This window comes from Sporosarcina pasteurii (genome assembly GCF_041295575.1).
Taxonomy (GTDB): Bacteria; Bacillota; Bacilli; order Bacillales_A; family Planococcaceae; genus Sporosarcina; species Sporosarcina pasteurii.
The window spans coordinates 2,022,571-2,042,070 of the sequence record NZ_CP160452.1 but is presented as its reverse complement, the minus strand read 5'-3'; the positions used below and the strand labels follow the sequence as shown (position 1 = coordinate 2,042,070).

Below are 19,500 nucleotides of genomic sequence, written 5' to 3'. Positions count from 1 at the left end.
TTTCCTTGCCGTCTAACCGGCGGGAAATCCTTTTTGTTTAGTGAACTAATGTTGAGTGAATTTATAATTGCTTATTTTAAATGAGGGTATCTCCGTTGATTGTAGTGGAGGGCGGCGACTCCGGTGGGATTAGCGAAAGCCGTGACGAAGAACGGCTTTTGCGACCAAAAAGCGAAGCGTTTGAGAGCACATCTTTGCCCTAAGCCGTGACGAAGAACGGCTTTTACGAGCAAAAGCGAAGCGTTATGAGCCAGGAATATCCAACAGGATGCCGTAATTTCTGAGAAAACCGCAAAAATACGGCAAATCGCAATCTGCGTTTTGCGATTGGCTCACCGCCAGCCCTAAGGAAATACTGAAAGCTGAAGGCGTTCGCTTAGCCTCGACAGGCACTGGAAGACTTCCCACAAAAGGCGCTTTTGCCTTTTTGGAAAGTCTGAAGTGTCCCGAGAGGCTAGCGCCTGAAGCTGGAAAAGCGTCCGCCCGGAACGAAAATCAACTATATAGTGATATACCCAATCTTAAAGAAATAAAGATGCGAAAGGAGGAGGAACATGTCAAGAAATAAAAGGCGAAGAAAAGCAAAACCAAGAAAGAAGAAACAGACAGGTTTAAATCCTTTGCTATATGAAATTATTGGTTTAGTTATGATAGGGTTAGCTGTCATTATTATTTTTGAACTAGGACCAGCTGGAAGAGCACTTTCTTCAGGTTCAAGGTTTTTATTCGGTAATTGGCATGTAGCTATCCCGTTATTACTAATTATTCAAGCACTTATTTTTATGGTTAAGCGCAAAGTGGGAGGCTGGAAAAATCGAATACTCTTCGGGAGTTTGTTCGTACTTGGGAGTCTGCTATTATTTAGCCATATTTCCTTATTCGATACAATGTCTGAAAATCGAGTATTGTTGACAAACTCATCCATCAAACAGACGTGGCATGTACTTGTCACAAATGACGGAATTGCTACACGGAGCGGATCGCTTGGTGGAGGAATGGTAGGCGCTTTTATTTATGCATTGTTTTATTCATTATTTGATTCTACAGGTGCAAAAGTTGCAGGCGTATTGTTACTTTTAATTGGTCTAGTTTTGTTGTCAGGAAAAGCATTCATTCCTTATCTTGCAGAAACCGCCCCTAAAGTTTACGGTTCAACCAAACAAATGATTAGTGAAGTGTTTAAACGGGAAAAGAATGAGCAACAGAAGGAACCAGCTTCTACAAGACAATCGAGATCTAAAAAGAAAAAACAGGCTAAAGAGAAAGAGCCTGCACAAGTTCCAGAGATGGCGGTGGAAATTGCTGAAGAATCTCCTACACAACCAATTATTTCAGCTTTTAACGAACGAATCGAAAAGAAAGAAGAAATGCCTGAACCTACTCCAGAACCAGTAGAACAGTCAAATGCAGAGGAAGAACCGCTAGCGCCAGAGGAAATTGAAACTTATAGCGGCGTGACAGGAGAAGAGGAAAATGAATCGTATATTTTACCGCCGCCATCATTGCTTAAAGAAACGCCATATAATGACCAATCTGGTGAATATAATTCCATTCAAGCGAATGCAAAAAAATTAGAAGAGACGTTTCTAAGTTTTGGTGTGAAAGCACGTGTGACGCAAGTCCATCTAGGCCCTGCTGTCACTAAATATGAAATCTTGCCAGATACAGGTGTAAAAGTTAGTAGAATTGTAAGTTTGACAGATGATTTAGCATTAGCACTTGCGGCAAGTGACCTCCGCATTGAAGCGCCTATCCCTGGTAAGTCTGCAATCGGGATTGAAGTTCCAAACACGAACGTCGCGGTTGTTAGTTTACGAGAAGTGATTGAGTCTAAAGAGAATAATTCACCAGACGCTAAACTTATGATTTCACTAGGAAGAGACGTTACTGGACAAGCGATCCTAACGGAATTAAATAAAATGCCACATATGCTGATTGCAGGATCTACGGGAAGCGGAAAGAGTGTGTGTATTAATGGCATTATTATTAGTATTTTAATGCGTACAAAACCGCATGAAGTGAAAATGATGATGATTGATCCTAAAATGGTTGAATTGAATGTCTACAATGGAGTTCCGCATCTATTAGCACCCGTTGTTACAGATCCTAGAAAAGCAGCACAAGCATTGCAGAAGGTTGTTTCGGAAATGGAACGGCGTTATGAATTGTTTTCCCATACCGGAACAAGAAATATTGAAGGGTATAATGCACATATTGATGTGTGGAATGAAGAAAATGATGAAAAACATCCACATATGCCATATATCGTTGTAATTGTTGATGAACTAGCGGATTTAATGATGGTCGCTTCTAGTGATGTTGAAGATTCGATTACACGACTTGCTCAAATGGCACGTGCTGCAGGGATTCACTTAATTATCGCAACACAAAGACCGAGTGTGGATGTCATTACTGGTGTCATTAAAGCCAATATCCCGTCAAGAATCGCGTTTGCAGTGTCGTCGGCGATTGACTCTAGAACCATCTTAGATACTGGTGGTGCCGATAAGTTGTTAGGAAGAGGAGATATGCTCTTTTTACCAGCAGGTGGTTCAAAGCCGGTTAGAATTCAAGGTGCTTTCGTTTCTGATAGTGAAGTGGAGGCGATAGTCGACTTTGTAATCGAGCAACAAAAGGCTCAATATCAAGAAGAAATGATACCGACAGAAATCGTTGAAGTTCCGCCTCACGAAGAGACAGACGAGCTTTATGATGAGGCCGTCCAATTGGTCACCAATATGCAAACAGCATCTGTATCGATGTTGCAGCGCCGTTTTAGAATAGGTTATTCACGCGCAGCTCGAATCGTCGATCAAATGGAGATGCGGGGGATTGTGGGGCCGCCGGATGGAAGTAGGCCGCGTCAAGTACTTGTCGATAAAGGAGAGAGTGATTAATCGACGTTATCACTTTCAGCTATATCCCTCACCAAATAGTGGGGGATATAGGCAAGTTTTATAAATGCCGCGGATGACCAAAGTACGAGTGGGTTGTGGGTCTTTAGTCAAGGTTTAAAGACTTAAGTTTAACTGGCCATTAACAAAAAATTCAAGATATAAGTGGCGATGATAAGACGATAAGGGATTGGTTGATAAAGCTAAAACTTCATATCCTTCGATAATTTCCGAATAATAGAATCATTAGATGTGTGTTTATTTTATGAGTCGAAAGTGGTATAGTGAAATTGAATAAGAACGCAGAAGTTATTAACGGTTTATTCGTTAGAAGGTGGTGATGTAAGAATGGGGAAGGAAGAACATGAACAATTATACTTACATGTAGTTGAACGATTAAAACAAGACATTGAATCAGGTGTGATTAAGGCAAACGAACGATTCCCTTCCGAATTTCAGCTTGCAAAAAGTTTAGGCGTTAGTCTTGCGATATTACGGAAAGCGCTTCAAGTTTTAGAAAGTGAGAAAATCGTCGAACGGAAGCACGGTGTCGGTACTTTCGTGAATCCTAAACCATTGTTTACATCGGGGATTGAAGAGTTAACTAGCGTGACGACGATGATTCAACAGGCTGGAATGGAGCCAGGAACAATCTTTATGGATGTTTCTGAATCAGATGTCACGGATACTAGTATCAAGCGATTTAATTATGGAGAAACTGACAAAGTCATGACAATTAAACGTTTGAGAACTGCAGATGGGCAACCAGTCGTATTTTGTATCGATCAAGTGCTGGCGAGAAACTTTCCGGTGGGTGCTGATGAACTTTTGAAAACTTCGATATTTGACGCTATTGAACAATCTGGAAATATTCGGATTACACAAGCAGTGGCACAAATCGAGCCAATTGGATACGATGAAGAAGCCTCCGCACTATTAAGATGCGGTATCGATATCCCGCTGTTGGCATTGACACAAAAACATTACAGTGATGACGGTGAGATGGTTCTATATTCGAAAAATTATTTCAGAGCCGATAAGTTTAGTTTTCACGTAGTACGTAAAAGGGTATAAGACGCAGCAGCGTCCTACTAATATATAAGAAAAATAGGGAGGTCTATTTGTAATGCAAAAGCGTAGATTTAACCTTTTATTGGCAATGTTGCTTGTTGTAAGCGTTTTTCTAGCAGCATGTGGCTCGAATAAAGGTCAAGATGAAGGCAAGAGCAATGAAGGTTCTTCGAACGAAGCATCTGAATTCACGGTTGCCATGGTAACAGACTTTGGAGGGATTGACGATAAGTCGTTCAACCAGTCAGCTTGGGAAGGAATTCAACAGTTTGGTGCGGATAACAATATGGAAAGAGGAGACGGTGGATTTGACTACTTACAATCCAACGACGATACAGACTATATTCCAAACCTAAACAAACTTGTACAGCGTGATTTTGATTTAATTTTCGGCGTTGGCTTTATTATTGTCGACGCGATTGACGAAATTGCTGAGCAACGTCCGGATACAAATTTTGCGATTATTGATGGTGTTGTAGAGCAACCAAACGTTGCAAGCATTCTTTTTAAAGATGAAGAAGCAGGATTTTTAGCAGGAGTTGCTGCAGCGCTTATGACAGAGTCGAATAAAGTTGGCTTTGTTGGTGGAATGGATATTCCAGTTGTTGAACGTTTTGAAGCAGGATTTGTAGCTGGTGTTGAATCAGTTAACCCTGATGTATCAGTAGACGTTGAATATACAGGCGCATTTGATAAAGCGGAACTTGGTAAAGCAACTGCAAACCTCATGTATGCATCTGGTGTGGATATTATTTTCCATGCGGCTGGTGCGACAGGAAACGGTGTATTTGCGGAAGCAAAAGAGCGTAAGCAAGCAGATCCAAATGCAAATGTTTGGGTGATTGGTGTAGACTCTGACCAATTTGACGAAGGTCAAGTTGGCGATCAGAACGTTACATTAACATCTGCGCTTAAGCGTGTAGATGCTTCTGTTGTTGACGTTTCAGAACTAGCGAAAAAAGGTGAGTTCCCAGGCGGCGAAACAATTGTTTACGGCGTAAAAGAAGAGCGTGTTGGTTTAGCTGATTCTCGTGGAGCAATTCCTGAAGATATCGACGCAAAAATTCAAGAGTACATCGAGAAAATCTCTAATGGCGAAATAGAAGTGCCAACTGAGCGTAAAAAGAAATAATTGAATGGCTTGATGTGATTTTATAAAGACCGGGCTTGTTCCGGTCTTTATTTATGAAGTAAGTGTGGGAATATTCTTCTTATGACGAATGGTACCTCTGAATTAAACTAATAGAGGAAAGATTTTCATAGATTGAAAGTCTTTCTTGTATTAATTTATCTTTATAAAAATAGTCTAAAAGAATTAAAACATAGGTGTAAGGGAGTGAACTCATTGGAGTATGTAATAGAAATGCTAGGCATTCGAAAAGAATTTGGAAAATTCGTTGCAAATAATAACATTAATTTGCAATTAAAAAAAGGTGAGATTCACGCATTACTAGGTGAAAATGGCGCAGGGAAATCTACCTTAATGAATATTCTTTTCGGCCTATATCAACCTGAAGCTGGAGAAATCCGTGTCCACGGAAAAAAAGTCAATATCTCTAACCCAAATATCGCTAATAATTTAGGGATAGGAATGGTGCATCAGCACTTTATGCTCGTTGAAAACTTTACGGTGACAGAAAATATTATTTTAGGAAATGAACCGAAAAAAAGAGGCGTCATTGACATTGTTGGGGCCGCTAAAAAAGTAGAAGAAATCTCTAAGTTATATGGGTTAAATGTCGATCCTTATGCAAAAATAGAAGATATTTCAGTTGGTATGCAACAACGTGTTGAGATACTAAAAACGCTATATCGTGGGGCTGAAATTTTAATTTTTGATGAGCCGACAGCATCGTTAACCCCTCAGGAAATTAGTGAGTTAATTCAAATAATGAAGAAGCTCATTGAGGAAGACAAATCTATAATTATCATTACCCATAAATTGCAAGAAATTATGGATGTCTCTGATCGGGTGACGGTCATTCGAAAAGGAGAAGGTATTGGTACGGTTAACACGTCTGAAACGAATCCTGAAGAATTAGCGACATTAATGGTGGGGCGTCAAGTTTCTTTTAAAACTGAAAAAGTACCTGCCAATCCAAAAGATGAAGTATTGAAAATTGAAGAACTTGTCGTAGAAGATGCTCGAGGCATCGAGAAAGTGAAAAAGCTAAATCTGTCTGTTAGACGTGGTGAAATTGTAGGGCTTGCCGGCATTGATGGCAATGGCCAATCCGAGTTAATCGAAGCCATTACTGGTCTTCAAAAAGTGAAGAGCGGTAACATTACGATAAACAATGAAAATGTGACGAATAAAAAACCTCGAGAAATTACGGAAACAGGAATTGGACATATTCCACAAGATAGGCATAAGCACGGACTTGTGTTAGATTTTACAGTTGGTTATAACGCTGTATTACAAACGTATTATCAAAAACCGATTTCCAAAAAAGGAATTATGGATTTTAAACTGATTTCTAAAAAAGCGCGCGAACTAATTGAAGCGTATGACGTGCGGACCCAAGGTGAACATGCTTTAGCACGTTCATTATCTGGAGGTAATCAACAAAAATTAATTATTGGCCGCGAAATTGATCGTGACCCGGAGCTGCTTATTGCTGCGCTTCCAACACGTGGATTGGACGTTGGTGCCATTGAATTTATTCATAAAAGATTAATAGAACAGCGCGATAGAGGAAAAGCGGTCTTATTAATTTCTTTTGAACTCGATGAAATCATGAATGTATCAGATCGCATTGCAGTGATTTATGATGGACAAATTATCGATGTCGTCAATCAAAATGAGACGGATGAGCAAGAGCTTGGACTTCTTATGGCAGGTCATTCAAAAGATGAAATGGTCACCGTTGATGATGAAGTCATATTGAAAGAAGGTGACAATCACGATGTCAAATAGAGTTTTAAAAATACTAGTACCAATCATCTCAATTATTCTCGGTTTATTTGTCGGGGCGATTGTCATGTGGATGAGTGGTTATGATGCCATTAACGGATATATTGCGTTATGGCATGGTATATTCGGTAGCTCCTATTCTATTGGAGAAACGATTCGTCAAATTAGCCCATATATCCTTGCTGGGTTAGCGGTCGCATTTGCTTTCCGAACAGGTCTATTTAATATCGGGGTAGAAGGGCAACTAATTGTCGGTTGGTTTGCTGCTGCGTATGTTGGAATGGCTTTTGAATTGCCGGCATTTATTCATTTGCCTTTAGCATTGCTAGCTGCTGCTGCTGCGGGTGCATTGTGGGGGCTTATACCAGGTATACTGAAGGCGACTTTACGTGTCCATGAAGTTATCGTAACGATTATGATGAACTATATCGCATTGCATACTGTCAATGCGCTGATCACTACAGTTTCAGACGGCAGTTATAAAATCGACAGAATTCAGAAGACCGCATCGCTGCGTTCTGAGTTTTTGTCCAACTTAACGGACTTTTCAACTTTGCATTATGGAATCCTCATTGCATTGCTCATGGTTGTTGTCATGTGGTTTATTCTTGAAAAGACAAGGACAGGCTATGAGTTAAAAGCGGTTGGATTTAATGACCATGCATCGCAGTATGCGGGGATGAATGTAAATAAAAACATTGTACTGTCCATGGTGATTTCAGGTGCATTCGCTGGACTTGGCGGAGCAATGGAAGCACTCGGTACATTTGGAAATATTTCTAAAATGGGCGGTTTTACTGGTATTGGATTTGACGGCATTGCGGTTGCCCTTTTAGGCGCTAATACGCCGCTGGGTGTTATTTTCGGTGCTACGCTATTTGGTTCTTTGAAATACGGAGCTAATAACATGCCAAACGCTGCTGGTGTACCAGTAGAAATTGTTTCAATTGTCATTGCACTCATTATTTTCTTTGTCGCATCCGGCTATATCATACGGGTTTTATTAAACCGAATGAATAAGAAAAAGGAGGCGAAGTAAGATGAGTTTTCTTGATTTATTATATTTTATCGTTCCAGCAACCATCGCGTATGCTGCTCCGTTAATCTTTACAGCGATCGGCGGTGTCTTTTCTGAGCGCTCAGGTGTTGTAAATATTGGTTTAGAAGGTCTCATGGTGATGGGGGCTTTCATCGGAATTTTGTTTAACTTGTTGTACGCAGATACTTTCGGATCTTGGACGCCTTGGATCGCACTATTAGTGGCCATGGCCGTTTCTGCAGTTTTCTCACTTCTGCATGCGGTTGCTTCTATATCATTCCGTGCAGATCAAGTTGTTTCGGGTGTCGCCATTAATATGCTAGGGATTGCAATTGCGCTTTTCTCTGTAAAAATGATTTTTGGAAAAGGGCAAACAGATTTAATTCAAAAGAAAATCCCAAGATTTGATGTGCCGATTTTGCAAGATATTCCGTTCATTGGTCCGATGTTTTTTAAATCTGTTTATGGGTCATCAATATTGGCAATTGTCGTGGCACTATTCGCTTGGTTTGTTATATATAAGACGCCATTTGGTTTACGACTTCGCTCAGTTGGTGAACATCCAATGGCGGCAGATACAATGGGGATTAACGTGACGAAAACACGTTATATCGCAGTTGTGATTTCAGGTGCACTTGCAGGAATTGGTGGTGCGGTCTATGCAATTACGACAACAAATGACTTTGGACATGCAACCATTAATGGTCAAGGATTTATGGCACTTGCTGCGTTGATTTTTGGGAAGTGGCATCCAATTGGCGCGATGGGAGCGGCATTATTCTTCGGCTTTGCCCAAGCATTAGCCATTAGTGCTTCAAAAATTCCTTATATCCAAGATGTTCCAACAGTGTATCTTCATATTTTACCGTATGTGTTAACGATACTTGCACTTGCAGGATTTATCGGTAGAGCAAATGCACCGAAAGCAATCGGTCAACCTTATATTAAGGGGCAACGTTAATCATACGAAAGCTGCCTAAGAAGTCATTTCAAATGCACTTCAGGCAGCTTTTTTATGCATATGATTGTTGGGAAACATTAAGTTGATCCAATGTAATTTATGGATACGCGAAAAGTATTTCCTCTTTATTTTCATAAGTGAATTGACGAGTGGATTAATAATTACGAAAAACTTCACCAGTTATTTGCAAGTTGCATAACGTGAAATGTATAGTGAATGTAAGATGCAGCATATTAACAAAAACAGAGGTGCTAAATATGTTTACTAAAAGTCAAATTGAACAAGGCGTTACCTTATATACGCGTAAATCTGAGCAATTTAAAACAGTTAGTTTTTCAATCAAATGGAAAAGCGAATTAACGGAAGAAAAAGCAGCTGCACGTGCAGTACTTGCAAATGTCTTGCAGGACTCTAACGCTAAGTACCGAACTCAAGGCGAATTACGAAAGAAGCTAGATGATTTGTACGGAACTGTACTATACACAGACACTGCCAAACGCGGCGCGACCCATATGATTACACTTAACGTAGATTGTGTAAATGATGAATATATAAACGACTCTTATGTATTAGGTGAAACGCTGGAACTTATTCAAACAGTTATCTTCAACCCAAATTTAGTAAATGGCGAATTTGATCAAAAAATCGTCGCTCGAGAGAAACGTTCAGTAACTGAACGAATTCGTTCTCAATATGATAATAAGACAAGCTATGCACAAAAAAGAATGCTTGAAAATTTACGTCCAAATAGCCCGGTTTCTACTAGTTCGGATGGGACTGAACAAGCCGTTCAAGCGATTACAGCAGAAACTCTATTGCAAGCATATGAATCGATGATCGCAAATGATATCATTGATATTTATGTCGTTGGAAACATCGATGAACAAGAAATTGCTCAAAAGCTGAAAGAGTTATTACCATTTAAAGCGCGTCCTAGCCGTCAACAACAAGCTTTCAAAACAGACGAGCATAAGGCAAGTGGCGATGTTCAGCATGTACGAGAAAAACAAGAGATGAAGCAAGGGAAACTTCATTTAGCTTTTAGTACACCAGTTGGGTTTCATCATCCAGATTATTCAAAGATGCAAGTTACAAACGGCGTTTTTGGTGGTTTTGCCCATAGTAAATTATTTATGAATGTACGTGAAAAAGAAAGTATGGCTTATTACGCTTCCAGTTCTTATTCTTCACATTATGGATATCTTTATGTAATGGCTGGAATTGATGCAGAGCTAGAAGAAAAAGCTGTAACACTGATCAAAGAGCAATTGAGCGCATTGCAAAACGGAGAAATTACAGACCTTGAAATGGAACAAACGAAAGCTTTGCTGACGAATAGTATTACGAGCACATTCGACTCTGCTCGAGGGCAAATAGAAGTATTTGATCAATATAAAGAACTCGATGAAAACTTTACAGCAGATACTTTAATAAAAGCATGGGAAGCTGTCACCAAAGATGATGTGAAAGAGATGGCATCGACTATTCAATTAGAAATTATTTATTTGCTATCGGGAAAGGAGACGGCTTCGAATGAATAAAATACACTTTGAAAACTTACAGGAAACCTTATACAATGAAACTTTGGAGAATGGTCTTGATGTATACATTTTACCGAAAAAAGGTTTTTCAAAAACTTTCGTTACATTTACGACGAAATATGGCTCTGTTGATCGGACTTTTATTCCTCACGGGAAAGAAGAAGCAGTAACTGTTCCAGATGGAATTGCTCATTTCTTAGAACATAAGATGTTTGAAAAAGAAGAAGGGGACATTTTCCAGAAATTTAGTGTACTCGGAGGCTCTGCAAATGCCTTCACATCGTTTACGAGGACTGCCTACCTTTTCTCCGCTACAGATAAAGTATACGATAATACGGAAGTGCTTCTAGATTTTGTACAAGAACCGTATTTTACTGAAGAAACTGTGGAAAAAGAAAAAGGAATTATTGGTCAGGAAATTACAATGTATGACGATTTACCAGACTGGCGATTGTATTTCGGAGCGATTGAAAATCTATATCACAATCATCCGGTGAAGATAGATATTGCAGGAACGATTGAGTCAATTGATAAGATAACAGCTGCCCATTTATATGAATGTTACGAAACCTTCTACCACCCATCAAATATGGTGTTATTTGTTGTTGGTGCTGTAGAGCCGGAAGAAATGATGACTTTTATTAAAGAGAACCAATCGAAAAAAACTTTTGACAAACCATCAGAAATTGTTCGTAACTTCCCAGAAGAGCCAAATACTGCAGCGATTGCTGAACGAACGCTTGAAATGGATGTTACGAAACCAAAACTTAGCTTTGGGATGAAATGTACAAATACGAACATCTCGGGTAAAGAAATGCTCACACAAGAATTAGCGGTAGATTTGTTATTAGATATTTTATTCGGACGTTCTTCCTCATTCTTTGAAGAGTCTTATGAAGATGGACTAATTGATGAGTCTTATTCTTATAGCTTTTCTCAAGAACATGGTTTTGGATTTGCGATGATTGTTTCTGATACTGAAAATCCAGATGCATTAGAAGCAAAAATCCGAAAAACAATTGAAGATGCAACGACTTCATGGGCGGTAACTGAAGAAGAGTTGGAAAGAGTTCGTAAGCGAAAAATCGGACAATTTATGCGTTCACTGAATTCGATAGAATTTATCGCGAATCAATTTACGCGCTATAAATTTAATGAGATGGACTTATTTGATGTCGTTCCTACCCTTGAAAAAATGACGCTGACACATTTAAAAGATGCTTTCTCAACATTAAGCGCAACAGAAGGCCATACTGTATTCAAAGTGATTCCGGCTGAGCAATCCAATGAAGCAAAATAATTATGTGCTCGTTCTTGGCGCAACTGGTGGCATTGGCCAAGCCATTTGCCACCAACTTGCTAAGAGTGGTTGGTCAATTTATATTCACTTTAATGAACGAATTGAGGAAGCGAAGAAACTTCGGTCAGAGCTAGCAGAACGCTATCCTCAGCTTGAATTTCTACTTGTTCAAGGGAATTTTTTATTTGAAGAGGGCGCCAATCAAGTAGCCCATCAGGTCCAGCAAGCAAGGGCTATCGTTATCGCCAACGGTCAATCGATGAATAAGTTGCTAACGGAGACAACGACCGCAGATATGGAGGCACTATGGAGGGTTCATGTTCAAAACCCCGCACAGTTAGTAAGCCTTCTTTCTGCACGCTTAAGAAAGTTCACAGAATCTTATATTGTGTTTATCGGTTCAATTTGGGGGAATACAGGAGCAGCGGGCGAAGTTATGTATTCTGCTGTTAAAGGTGCTCAACATGCCTTTGTGAAAGCCTATGCCAAAGAAGCGTCTTATGCAGGTATACGTGTCAATGCCATTGCGCCGGGATGGATTGAAACAAGAATGAACGATTGTATACCAGAAGATGAGAAAGAAATGATTATGCAAGAAATTCCGCTACTAACGACAGGTACACCCCAACATGTGGCAGACCTCGTTGATTTTTTATTAAGTGGAAAAGCAGATTATATGACGGGAGAAATTTTGAAGTTAAACGGCGGTTGGTACATCTAGTTTTTACCGCATCTTATATCTTTCCTTTTCTTAAGGAGTTATATCCGTTATTATGGAACTAAGTTGATTTTTGAACGTCCTACTAATAGCGGAAAGGGTGTTTCGAATGGGGAATTGGTATCTCGAATACGAAATTCAAGTTAATCGTCCAGGGTTACTCGGAGATATTGCATCACTACTTGGCATGTTGCGTGTTAATATTACGACAATTAATAGCGTGGATGCTAACGTAGATGGTAGAAATCCCGAGCAAATTGATGGTGGTGTTCGTCGTGGTTTATTATTAAGGACGGATGACGATGCGCAAATCGCCCGTTTTGAATTAATCGCATCCACTATGGATACGATTCAAATCAAAAAAATACGCGAACCGAAATTAAGCGATATCTTAGCTGTTCGACACGGTCGATACATCTTAAAAGACACGGACAATAAGAAGACGTTTAGGTTTTTGCGTAGTGAACTTGGAATCTTAGTTGATTTTATGGCAGAGCTTTTTAAAGAAGAGGGTCATAAATTAATTGGTATTAGAGGAATGCCACGCGTTGGCAAAACCGAATCCGTTGTTGCTGCTAGCGTATGCGCTAACAAAAAATGGATATTTCTTTCTTCCACAATGATTAAGCAAACCATTCGAAAGACGTTGGCAGGCGATGAGTTTTCAAAAGACAATATTTTTATTTTAGATGGCATTGTCTCAAGGAAAGAGGCAGATGAAAGACATTTACAACTGGTCCGTGAAATGATGCGTATTCCAGCCATAAAAGTGGTTGAACATCCAGATATTTTTGTTCAACATTCGGAATACAGTATCGAAGATTTCGATTATATAATTGAACTTAGAACAGACCACGATCAAGAAATTACATACGAAATGATGGAGAAAAACCACATGATGTCCAATCACGGATTAATGGGGGGATTCGACATCTTTAACCTTTGATAGGCAGGTGTTATGGGTGACCGGACTTGGTGACCGTCTTAAAGAGGCGAGAAAAGCAAAAGGCTATACGCTAGATGATTTGCAAGGAATAACGAAAATACAAAAAAGATATTTAGCTGGTATTGAAAATGAAGAATTTAGTTCAATGCCTGGTTCATTTTATGTGCGTGCATTTATTAAACAATATGCGGAGGCAGTTGGATTAGATGCAGACGAAATGCTCTCTTTATATAAAGGGAGTGCTGAAACAGTTGAGGCTGAAGAAGAGCAACAACTTACATCCCCGACACTTACAAGAAGGCGTTCGCGACATTCAAGTCAACTCAGTGAAATTATGCCGAAAATTATTGTTGCGCTTTTTATTATTGTCATCATCTTAGTCATTACATTCCTTTGGAAACATAATGTGTCAAATCCTTCAGAAGTTCCAATTGGTTCTGAAGATCCGATTCAGGTCGAGGATCAACCTAATTCTAACAATGGGGCACAAATGGGCCACACCGAAGAAACGAATGATGACGCAAAAGTGGAAGATGAATCAGACAAAGTAGATGAAGTAGACGAAGTAGATGAAGTTGAGAAACAACAAAAACTGGAAAACATTAATGTGGCAGGAGAAAATTCTACATATTCACTTGAAAATAGTGAAGAATTCCAACTTGAAATTCGCACAAACGGGCCTTCATGGATTGGCGTGACAGACGAAAATCGGACAGAAAGAACGCCGGGTGCAAGAATTATGCAAGCGGGAGAAAAAGTTGAGGTAGATGTGACAGACACAGAGCAAATTCGTATTCGCGTTGGTCGTCCTACAGAAACCGAGATTTACGTGAATGGCGAATTACTTGAGTATGCATCCGATACAGTCCCACAAAATATTATTATCGAATACAATAAGGAATAATTGGGGTTGTTCTCGTAATCTAAACTGTAGACAAAGTTCGTTGACTTTGTCTACAGTTGTTTTATGCGTTTATTTAAAGTACTAGGCATCATTTATATAGGTGAATGCTTAAATTTATTAAAGGCTAGTAAGGTTTGGTTTTTGCTGCCTGAGTCTATTATTAAAATAGATCTCAATAAGCACAATGTTAAATATGACAATGATCTTTTTTTGAAAGGAAAGGTGTACCACTTGAATTTACCAAATAAAATTACAATATCTAGAATTATTCTCATACCGATTTTTATGGTTTTTATGTTAGTCGATTTTGAATTTGGAACGATAGCGCTACTCGGCACAACCATTGAAGTAGCACATTTCATTGGAGGGCTTATATTTATTGTTGCTTCATTAACAGATTGGCTCGATGGCTATATTGCCCGAAAGCATAATTTAGTGACAAATATGGGGAAGTTTCTAGATCCATTGGCTGATAAACTACTCGTAGCGGCAGCGCTCATTATACTTGTTGAACTCGGTTCTGCCCCTTCATGGATTGTAATCGTAATTATTAGTCGTGAATTTGCTGTGACTGGACTACGTCTTATTTTAGCTGGTGGCGGAGAAGTTGTCGCTGCGAATCAACTAGGTAAGATTAAAACAACTGCACAAATTATTGCGATCGCATCCTTACTCTTAAATAACATTTTCTTTAGCTCAATTGGCTTTCCTTTCGGCATGATTATGCTTTATATTGCACTGATATTTACTGTTTGGTCAGGGGTAGACTATTTTTATAAAAATAGAAGAGTGTTACTCGACTCTATGTAAGGGAGATAGTGTGATGAAAGTTGAAGTTATAGCAGTTGGTTCTGAATTATTGCTCGGTCAAATTACGAATACAAATGCTGCTTTTATTTCAGCACGTCTAGCTGAGATTGGCGCAGATGTTTATTATCATACAGTTGTTGGGGATAATCCTATCCGGTTAAAAGAAGCAATAGAAATTGCTGAAAAACGTGCGGATGTCTTAATCTTTTCAGGCGGACTTGGACCGACAAAAGATGATATGACAAAAGAGACCATTGCTGCTCATATTGGCTTGGAGCTTGTAAGCGATAAAGAGGCGCTTACTTATATTGAACAGTATTTTATACGAAGTAAACGAACTATGACAGAGAATAATAAAAAACAGGCACTTGTTTTTAATGGGAGCACAGTACTAAATAATCGCACTGGCATGGCGCCTGGCATGGCTGTTGAAAATAATGGGAAACATTACATACTCGTACCTGGGCCACCCCATGAAATGGAGCCAATGATTGTCGATGAAGCGATTCCTTACTTACTAGAACAAAGTGGAGAAAGAGAAATTATTACTTCTCATGTTTTGAAGTTTTATGGAATTGGTGAAGCAGAATTGGAACATCGTATCCAACCACTGTTAGATAAACAATCAAATCCAACCATTGCTCCGCTAGCAACGGCAGATGCCGTCACGCTTAGGATTACTGCGAAAGCGGCGACAATTGAAGATGCGCATAAAATGATTGCGCCAATTGAACAAGAAATACGCGCCATTGTCGGCGAATTTATTTTTGGAACGGATGAGGATACATTATCCTCAAAAGCATTAGAATTGCTTCAATCACATGGTTATACATTAGCAGCTGCTGAAAGCTTAACAGCGGGTCTCTTTCTAGCAGAGTTAGCGAAAGAGCCAGGGGTCAGTTCAGCATTGGCAGGCGGTCTCGTCGTTTATAATGAAGAAGCAAAAGTTGAACAACTTGGTGTGGACAAAAAACTATTGGAAGAACATGGAATTGTCAGTAGTGAATGTGCTGCTTCATTGGCATTAAAAGTTCAAGAGAAGTTTAATACGAATATTGGTATCGGAATAACAGGTGCAGCTGGTCCAACACCACATGATGGTGAACCGGCAGGAACAGTCTGGATCGGGATAGCGTTACCTAATCGGGTTCCAATGACGTATAAGCTATTACTTTCAGGTTCAAGAAATGCCAATCGTCACCGAACGGCAAGATTTGCTTTGTATTATCTAATCAAGCTGTTAACTAAGTAGGAAGAAAGTTATTATTTTTCATGTCTATTCGCAATGAAAAATGCATATTAACATGAATTCTTCGACGAAAATGCCATTTTCTAAATGTTTTCGAATAGATGTTCGCATTTTTGTTGTGTATTTAAGAATAAAGAGGTATAATTAGTTTAGAAATAAAACGAGGATGAACTTAGGGAGGAAATAAATTTGAGCGATCGCAAAGCCGCTTTAGATAAAGCGTTAAAAGATATTGAAAAACAGTTTGGAAAAGGTTCCGTCATGAAACTTGGCGAACAAACAGATCGTAAAATTTCAACTGTTTCAAGTGGTTCACTTGCATTAGACCTTGCACTAGGGGTGGGCGGATACCCACGTGGACGTGTTGTTGAAATATATGGTCCTGAGAGTTCAGGTAAAACGACAGTTGCACTTCATGCGATTGCCGCTGCACAGGCAGAAGGTGGGTCAGCCGCATTCATCGATGCAGAGCATGCGCTAGATCCGGAGTATGCTAAGAAACTTGGCGTTAATATTGACGAGTTGTTACTTTCGCAGCCGGATACGGGGGAGCAGGCCCTTGAAATTTGTGAGGCATTAGTACGTAGTGGTGCAATTGATATTATTGTTGTTGACTCAGTTGCTGCACTTGTACCAAAAGCTGAGATAGAAGGCGAGATGGGGGATTCCCATGTTGGTCTACAGGCTCGTCTCATGTCACAGGCACTTCGTAAGTTATCTGGTGCAATTAACAAGTCAAGAACAAACGCTATTTTTATTAACCAGATTCGTGAAAAAGTCGGCGTTATGTTTGGGAGTCCGGAAGTTACACCGGGTGGCCGTGCGTTAAAGTTTTACTCTTCTGTTCGTATCGACGTTCGTCGAGGAGAAGCGATTAAACAAGGTACAGATATTGTCGGGAACAAAACGCGTATTCGAGTTGTGAAAAATAAAGTTGCGCCTCCGTTCCGCACGGCAGAAGTCGATATTATGTATGGACAGGGTATTTCGCAAGAAGGCGAAATTATCGACCTTGGTGCAGAAACAGAAGTCGTTCAAAAGAGCGGTGCGTGGTATTCGTATGAAGGTGAAAGACTTGGACAAGGAAGAGAAAATGCGAAGCAGTTTTTAATTGAAAACCCTGATATTAAGGCAGAAATTGATCAGAAAATCAGAGCATTCTATGGTCTTGATGGCGCGGCTGAAATTATTGATGGTCATGATGTTGATGAAGCAGATGAAGAACTTGAACTATTATTAGAAGATAAAAAGAAGTAATCGTACAATTGTTTTTTTAGTGCTCATCCTCTCAGAGGGTGAGCTTTTTTCAACTGAACCTCAGAAGTGATTTGATTCACTAGAGAAGTAAGTGAAGCAAGGATAAGAACTGCGCTCACGTTAAAAGAAATTAATCATTAAATAAAAGTAGGTCAATGCTTGTCAATCCTTGACATGTCATTTTTACATCGCTACAATTAAAAGTGTATAATTGTATACTATAATGAATTAAATTTGGCAGTATATTGTAATTTGATGTACGAGCCGACTAACATGAAAAGAGAAGCAATAGGAGGTGACCAGGATGCTAGAAATCATCATCTCCGCTTTGCTAGGTTTCATCGTCGGTGCCGTTGTACTCTATTTTGTTAATCGAAAAGTGAATGAATCAAAAGTGACAGGTGCCAAACACTCGGCAGAAGCGATTGTCGAAGAGGCAAAACGTGAAGCGGAGGCAATGAAAAGAGAGGCACTATTGGAAGCGAAGGATGAAACTCACAAATTGAGACTTGATGCGGAGGCTGAAATCCGCGAGCGACGGGCTGAGTTGCAAAAACAAGAGAACCGTCATTTGCAAAGAGAAGAAAACCTCGATCGCAAAGAAAATACGCTCAATAAAAGAGAAGCGAGTCTGGAACGCAAGGAAGAAGCGTATACTGGACGACAACAGCATATTGAACGAATGGAACGCAAGGCGGAAGAACTCGTTAACGTTCAACAGACGGAACTTGAAAGAATATCTTCACTTACGAGAGAAGAAGCGAAGCAAATTATTCTCACAGAAGTGGAGAAAGAACTTTCTACAGATATCGCCGTCATGACGAAAGAGTCAGAGTTGCAAGCAAAAGAAGAAGCCGATAAGAAAGCGCGCGAAATTCTTTCTGTCGCTATGCAACGATTCGCAGCGGACCATGTTGCTGAAACAACCGTATCGGTAGTAAACTTACCAAATGATGAAATGAAAGGTCGAATTATTGGCCGTGAAGGACGTAATATCCGGACACTAGAAACGTTAACCGGAATCGATTTAATTATCGATGATACACCGGAAGCAGTCGTCTTATCGGGCTTTGATCCAGTCAGACGGGAAACAGCTCGACTCGCACTTGAAAAATTGGTGCAGGATGGTCGAATTCACCCGGCTAGAATTGAAGAAATGGTCGATAAGTCGAGACGTGAAGTGGACGAGCTTATTCGGGAAACTGGAGAGCAGACAACGTTCGATATCGGGGTTCATAACCTTCACCCGGATCTCATTAAGATTCTCGGTAGATTGCGTTTCCGTACGAGTTATGGACAAAACGTCTTGAAACACTCAACGGAAGTTGCCTATTTAACAGGACTCTTAGCAGCTGAACTTGGCGAAGATGTAACACTTGCAAGGCGTGCAGGACTTCTTCATGATATTGGAAAAGCAATAGATCATGAAGTCGAAGGCAGTCACGTTGAAATTGGTGTAGAACTTGCAACGAAATATAAAGAACACCCGGTCGTCATTAATAGTATTGCATCGCATCACGGAGATACTGAAGCGACATCGGTCATCGCAGTGCTGGTCGCAGCAGCGGATGCTTTATCTGCGGCTAGACCAGGCGCAAGAAGTGAAACACTTGAAAATTACATTCGTAGATTACAAAAGCTTGAAGAGATATCAGAATCCTACGAAGGTGTTGAGAAATCTTATGCGATTCAAGCAGGTCGTGAAGTACGGATTATTGTTCATCCTGACCAAATCGATGATATTACAGCACATCGACTCGCACGAGATATTCGAAAAAGAATTGAAGAAGAATTGGATTATCCCGGTCATATTAAAGTTACCGTTATTCGTGAAACACGAGCAGTTGATTATGCAAAATAATGGAATGGCTTCCGTGCATTGTAAAGCGGGAGCCA

Annotated in this window: 15 protein-coding genes; all 15 read left to right on the top strand. The window is 39.9% G+C overall.

All coding sequences use genetic code 11. The features are described 5' to 3' along the window. Positions 1–554 precede the first annotated feature (554 nt). The 15 genes from AB1H92_RS09595 (at position 555) to rny (ending at position 19,465) form a co-directional block, all read left to right on the top strand. Positions 555–2,897 carry a DNA translocase FtsK gene (locus tag AB1H92_RS09595; protein WP_115360507.1) on the top strand — a complete coding sequence of 781 codons (2,343 nt, stop codon included), beginning with the start codon at positions 555–557 and terminating at the stop codon, positions 2,895–2,897. Between the two features lie 345 nt (positions 2,898–3,242). Further along, positions 3,243–3,968: a GntR family transcriptional regulator gene (locus AB1H92_RS09590; protein ID WP_115360508.1), complete on the top strand. Its 726-nt coding sequence runs from the start codon at positions 3,243–3,245 to the stop codon at positions 3,966–3,968. Between the two features lie 52 nt (positions 3,969–4,020). Next, positions 4,021–5,097 carry a BMP family protein gene (locus AB1H92_RS09585; RefSeq protein WP_115360509.1) on the top strand — a complete coding sequence of 359 codons (1,077 nt, stop codon included), beginning with the start codon at positions 4,021–4,023 and terminating at the stop codon, positions 5,095–5,097. 213 nt (positions 5,098–5,310) lie between these two features. Next, positions 5,311–6,882 carry an ABC transporter ATP-binding protein gene (locus tag AB1H92_RS09580; RefSeq protein ID WP_115360510.1) on the top strand — a complete coding sequence of 524 codons (1,572 nt, stop codon included), beginning with the start codon at positions 5,311–5,313 and terminating at the stop codon, positions 6,880–6,882. Then, positions 6,872–7,918: an ABC transporter permease gene (locus AB1H92_RS09575; RefSeq protein ID WP_115360511.1), complete on the top strand. Its 1,047-nt coding sequence runs from the start codon at positions 6,872–6,874 to the stop codon at positions 7,916–7,918. Before AB1H92_RS09580 ends, AB1H92_RS09575 begins: the two co-directional genes overlap by 11 nt. A 1-nt stretch (position 7,919) precedes the next feature. Further along, a complete protein-coding gene (locus AB1H92_RS09570; RefSeq protein WP_115360512.1) occupies positions 7,920–8,879 on the top strand; it encodes an ABC transporter permease in 960 nt (319 codons plus the stop codon). 257 nt (positions 8,880–9,136) lie between these two features. Then, on the top strand, positions 9,137–10,420 hold the full coding sequence (yfmF, locus tag AB1H92_RS09565; RefSeq protein ID WP_115360513.1) for an EF-P 5-aminopentanol modification-associated protein YfmF: 1,284 nt from the start codon (positions 9,137–9,139) through the stop codon (positions 10,418–10,420). Next, positions 10,413–11,720, top strand: coding sequence for an EF-P 5-aminopentanol modification-associated protein YfmH (gene yfmH / locus AB1H92_RS09560; RefSeq protein WP_115360514.1), 1,308 nt, complete (start codon positions 10,413–10,415; stop codon positions 11,718–11,720). Before yfmF ends, yfmH begins: the two co-directional genes overlap by 8 nt. Continuing rightward, complete coding sequence (gene ymfI, locus AB1H92_RS09555; RefSeq protein ID WP_115360515.1) at positions 11,707–12,441, top strand: elongation factor P 5-aminopentanone reductase; 735 nt, start codon at positions 11,707–11,709, stop codon at positions 12,439–12,441. The genes yfmH and ymfI overlap by 14 nt, the downstream gene beginning before the upstream one ends. Positions 12,442–12,547: 106 nt before the next feature. Continuing rightward, entirely contained in the window at positions 12,548–13,384 is an 837-nt protein-coding gene (locus AB1H92_RS09550; protein WP_115360516.1) for a DUF3388 domain-containing protein, read from the top strand. A 16-nt stretch (positions 13,385–13,400) separates the two neighbouring features. Continuing rightward, entirely contained in the window at positions 13,401–14,288 is an 888-nt protein-coding gene (locus AB1H92_RS09545; protein WP_166739524.1) for a helix-turn-helix domain-containing protein, read from the top strand. 231 nt (positions 14,289–14,519) lie between these two features. Beyond that, positions 14,520–15,098, top strand: a complete 579-nt coding sequence (gene pgsA / locus AB1H92_RS09540; RefSeq protein WP_115360518.1) for a CDP-diacylglycerol--glycerol-3-phosphate 3-phosphatidyltransferase — start codon at positions 14,520–14,522, stop codon at positions 15,096–15,098. 13 nt (positions 15,099–15,111) lie between these two features. Next, complete coding sequence (locus AB1H92_RS09535; RefSeq protein ID WP_115360519.1) at positions 15,112–16,350, top strand: competence/damage-inducible protein A; 1,239 nt, start codon at positions 15,112–15,114, stop codon at positions 16,348–16,350. 186 nt (positions 16,351–16,536) lie between these two features. Next, positions 16,537–17,604, top strand: coding sequence for a recombinase RecA (recA, locus tag AB1H92_RS09530; protein WP_115360520.1), 1,068 nt, complete (start codon positions 16,537–16,539; stop codon positions 17,602–17,604). Positions 17,605–17,908: 304 nt separating this feature from the next. Continuing rightward, entirely contained in the window at positions 17,909–19,465 is a 1,557-nt protein-coding gene (rny, locus tag AB1H92_RS09525; protein ID WP_115360521.1) for a ribonuclease Y, read from the top strand. Positions 19,466–19,500 lie beyond the last annotated feature (35 nt).